This window comes from Alteromonas sp. BZK5 (assembly GCF_014349115.1).
Classification (GTDB): Bacteria; Pseudomonadota; Gammaproteobacteria; order Enterobacterales; family Alteromonadaceae; genus Alteromonas; species Alteromonas macleodii.
In genome coordinates this window covers 1-3,696 of sequence record NZ_JACSOE010000169.1, presented here as the reverse complement: position 1 = coordinate 3,696, position 3,696 = coordinate 1, and the positions used below count along the sequence as shown (strand labels likewise).

Sequence of the window (3,696 nt, the reverse complement as noted above, 5' to 3'; positions counted from 1 at the left end):
ATATCTGGATTACAAGAGTCCAAATCAATATGAGGCTGACATGGCTAACTTACAAAAAGCGGCTTAACTGGGTTGTGTGATTTTGGTTGACCACGTCATATTGAGGAAGGAAGTGCAAGACAGTTCCCGGCTGAGCGCCCAAACTGGCCTAAAGGTCAACCTTGGGGACATCAACTGGTAGAGGCACATATTAATAATCTACTACAATGGTTTGCCAAAGGAATCGTGGGGCAATTGAAGGTTGACCCAGTTTCGACGAGGATTTACGACAAAGATTCGGCTCTGTGGTTAGAGAAAGAGGAAATTCTAAAACAGAAAATATTTGCTCTGGAAGAAGATATAAAAGTATCTAGGAGTGAAGCTGTATCCTTGGCTACTCTGTTCAAAGAGTCATTAAATAGCTTGGCCTCTGCAAAGAACAAAATCGAAAAAATTGACAGTATCAACGAAAGTTTAAGAACTAATAATGCGAAGTTGTCCTTGTCACTTAAATCAGAATCGGAACGCACAGTTGACCTGCACAGTAACGTCGACTTATTAAGTGCAGGCCAGGATGTGCTAAGGTGGCGCTTAAAACTAAAAGGCTTCTTTGTTTATATTCTCGCAACAGTCATCTTAGGAACGTTGTTGATGCCGTTATTTTTTCCTGATATATCAAGAGACCTGTTAAATAGCTGGTATGGCGGCATGTTGAAATTAAGGAGTATTTTTGAGTAAGAATGCCTAGAGTGCTGCAACTGAAACGCCTAACGCTCTTTATGCAAAGAATTTGCAAAGCTTCTTTGCTCAAATATAACCAGTTGAAATATATAACTTTAAGCAGACGCATTTTTTTCAAAATCCGTTGCTAGCGATAGCGTGGCGGTTCAAGTCCGCCCACTGGTACCATCTTCTTCTTTTCGAAGTAGATACTGAAACCGACTTTTTAGTCGGTTTTTTTGCGTCTGGAAGAAAGTTTTTGCTACGTACCATATTAGAACAACTACTACTCCGGTGCAGTTCCCTCTATTAGCATAGTTATTCTTTAGTTAGCGATTCATGTCTCACGATTTTTTACGCTACTTGTTATCGAAATGTCGTTAAAAAAGTATAGGCGCGTTTATTCGGAGCTCATCTTTGTCTAGATCGTAAGGGACTACGTGTAAAAGTAAACCTGGTTTAAATTCAAATGATGGAAGAGATTCAAGAAAATTTTCATTTTTAGGATAAATAAGCACTAGAGAGCCCTGCCCTTTGAGATACTTCTCACCGTAAGCGAATAACTGATACATATCTGATTGTGCTAGATAATATTTGTCTTTCGATGTATTAAGATTTTCGTTAATTATCTTCCACTTAGTATCAGCAATAACAGCTATCTCACCATTGTCATAAATAGCGATATCTGGGCGCAAGTTGAACCAATTCTGTCCATTATGGCTTGTGAGTGACTCTCCTTTTATTTGGCCTTTTACTGAGAACCGACTCGGTAATAATTTGCTTAGTTTCTTCTCTACATATCGCTCAAACAAGACTTCCATAGGAAACAAAAATGATACCCCCTCCGTATTGCCCGACATGGTAAGCGGAGACTCGTTGAAAAGTATTAATTTGCACCAGGATTCTAAATTTCGATAGTGAATTAGATTTCTGTCCGTCGACCAACGCTTAAAATCTTCATTGTGGTTATTTGATTTATTTACACCGTCAAAGGCAAAGATAAGTTCTCTCGCAAGACGCTGATTTTGTGAACTTCTTGTCCATCTCGAAACAATATAAACAGCAGACAAAATAAGCCTGTTTTCAGCTCTATTAACAGAAAAGGTATCGTAGGAAATTTGAAAGATATGATCTCTTCCGGGCCGTTGTCGCATCTGTTTGGCTGTGTTCAACCGTCCTTTCAGAAAACTTCTTTGAGCATCAACGCGTTGATATTCACTACGCAGACCTTTTTTTAGTAGAAGAGAAACTTGTGACAAAAACTGTGAAATCAGCACTTCAATTAATGGCTGATTTACTACTTGAAGATGGGCATTATTGAATTGCTCTAGCTTTAAGTTTTCAACAACTGCTAACATTTTCAGTAGCGTTTTTCTTGAGGCCTCTATTGACGTTTGGTCACTGTAGATTTTCGGCAGAATCTCTATACGTGTACCGCACGGAGTGTCAAGTACACCGACAAAGTTAACAACTTGCAACGCGAGCTTCTTACCCATTCGCTTAACACGAACAAGCTCTCTACCAGCTATGCTTAAGCCGTTACTCATCAACCAATTAAACGCCGAAGTCGAGACTTCTGCATGATTAGGGTTAGTATCGTCACCGGTTTCCACCAGTAATCCATACTCTTTAACCTGAACAAAAGATTTAACGTGGTTCATAACACGCTATATAGGCATCTGGATTGGTCAAAGCATAATCATTTCTTACAAACACCTGCACCCCATTGGGCTCCCACTCACTTCCCATTAGTTCTGCAATTTCACTCGTAGAATATTTCTCGATAATGAATCTATTATCGCTTTCAGCTTTATTACTTGCGGCTTTGAGATGGTCTCCTAACACTTGCCCAACCCTTTCCCAGTCTTCAAAGAAATACTCTTCCAATAGAGGCAAGATTTGAAGTTCAAATATTTCCCCTAACTTCTCAATAGTCGGCTCACTAATAAGAGGAAGAAAGAAACTGTGTCCTATAGTGTGCTCGCGATCGAACAACAATTCGATTCGTTGATTAATTGCTTTAGCTAGGCGCGAAATATCAATTCCCTGAATTTTGGGGATTGATTTTAGTAGCTCATAGTCAGGCATCATTTCAACAAATTCAAACCGCCGCCGAAGCGCAATGTCTACCTGAGCTAACGACTTATCAGCTGTATTCATTGTTCCGAGTAGATAGAGGTTTGAAGGCACACTAAATGGCTTTTTGGTATACGGAAGAGTCACGGATAAAGCATCTGGTTCACCTGCTCTTTTACTCGGCTCAATCAAAGTAATTAACTCACCAAAAATGTTGGCTATATTCCCTCGATTAATTTCGTCGATAATCAGTACCCTATTGTCACTGGACACCCGATCACCAAAAGAAAGTCCATTATCAATAATATAGGCAACTAGTTGAGCCAATAAATTGCTGTAACCATTAACTAGATATTTCTCTAAGTTCGTTTCTACTTTGTCGAATAACGTCTTATTTTTTATGTCTTCTATAGTACCTTTGCCATTTTTCACCAAGTCAACGAGCTCATTAATAATACTCATTGGTAACGGTAACCGAGAGCCATTAGGTTTCTTGAACTCAATGATTTCACTACTTATCGACGTAACTGCGTAACCAGAGATGTTTGATCCAACCGCTAAACTGCCTTTTTCTTCCCCCCCGGTCAGTAAAGCCTGTAGTTTTATTAAATCCAGAGTTGGGGGCTTTAAACTATAAATAGTTTGTTGCGAAAGATTTTTACTGAATAGCTCACTTGTTGGTAGAGACGGGGAATAAACTTTTAACCATCGTACTTTTCTTAGCTGGCAATAATGACCAGTTTCATTTTCTTCGAAGTAATATTCACTAGTCACTTCAGCTATGGCTCTAAACTTTTGGTTTCCATCTGAAACAATGACTAAATCGCCAACATTCATATGGTTTTTAAAGTAGTTGATAGAAGTGACGTTGTAATCGTAGCTTTCGTTTTCTATCGTAAAGCCTGCATCACGGTATAGTTT

3 protein-coding genes are annotated in these 3,696 nt (G+C 39.1%); 1 reads left to right on the top strand and 2 read right to left on the bottom strand.

The features are described from left to right. Positions 1–234: 234 nt before the first annotated feature. Positions 235–717, top strand: a complete 483-nt coding sequence (locus BIZ39_RS20705; RefSeq protein WP_222936731.1) for a hypothetical protein — start codon at positions 235–237, stop codon at positions 715–717. Positions 718–1,079: 362 nt separating this feature from the next. Here the strand turns inward: BIZ39_RS20705 and BIZ39_RS20700 are convergent, their stop codons facing one another. Together BIZ39_RS20700 and BIZ39_RS20695 are read right to left on the bottom strand one after the other, a co-directional pair. Further along, positions 1,080–2,360: an McrC family protein gene (locus tag BIZ39_RS20700; protein ID WP_187447947.1), complete on the bottom strand. Its 1,281-nt coding sequence runs from the start codon at positions 2,358–2,360 to the stop codon at positions 1,080–1,082. Beyond that, on the bottom strand, positions 2,347–3,696 hold a 1,350-nt coding region (locus BIZ39_RS20695), incomplete at its 5' end, for an AAA family ATPase (RefSeq protein ID WP_187447946.1). The genes BIZ39_RS20695 and BIZ39_RS20700, both read right to left, overlap by 14 nt.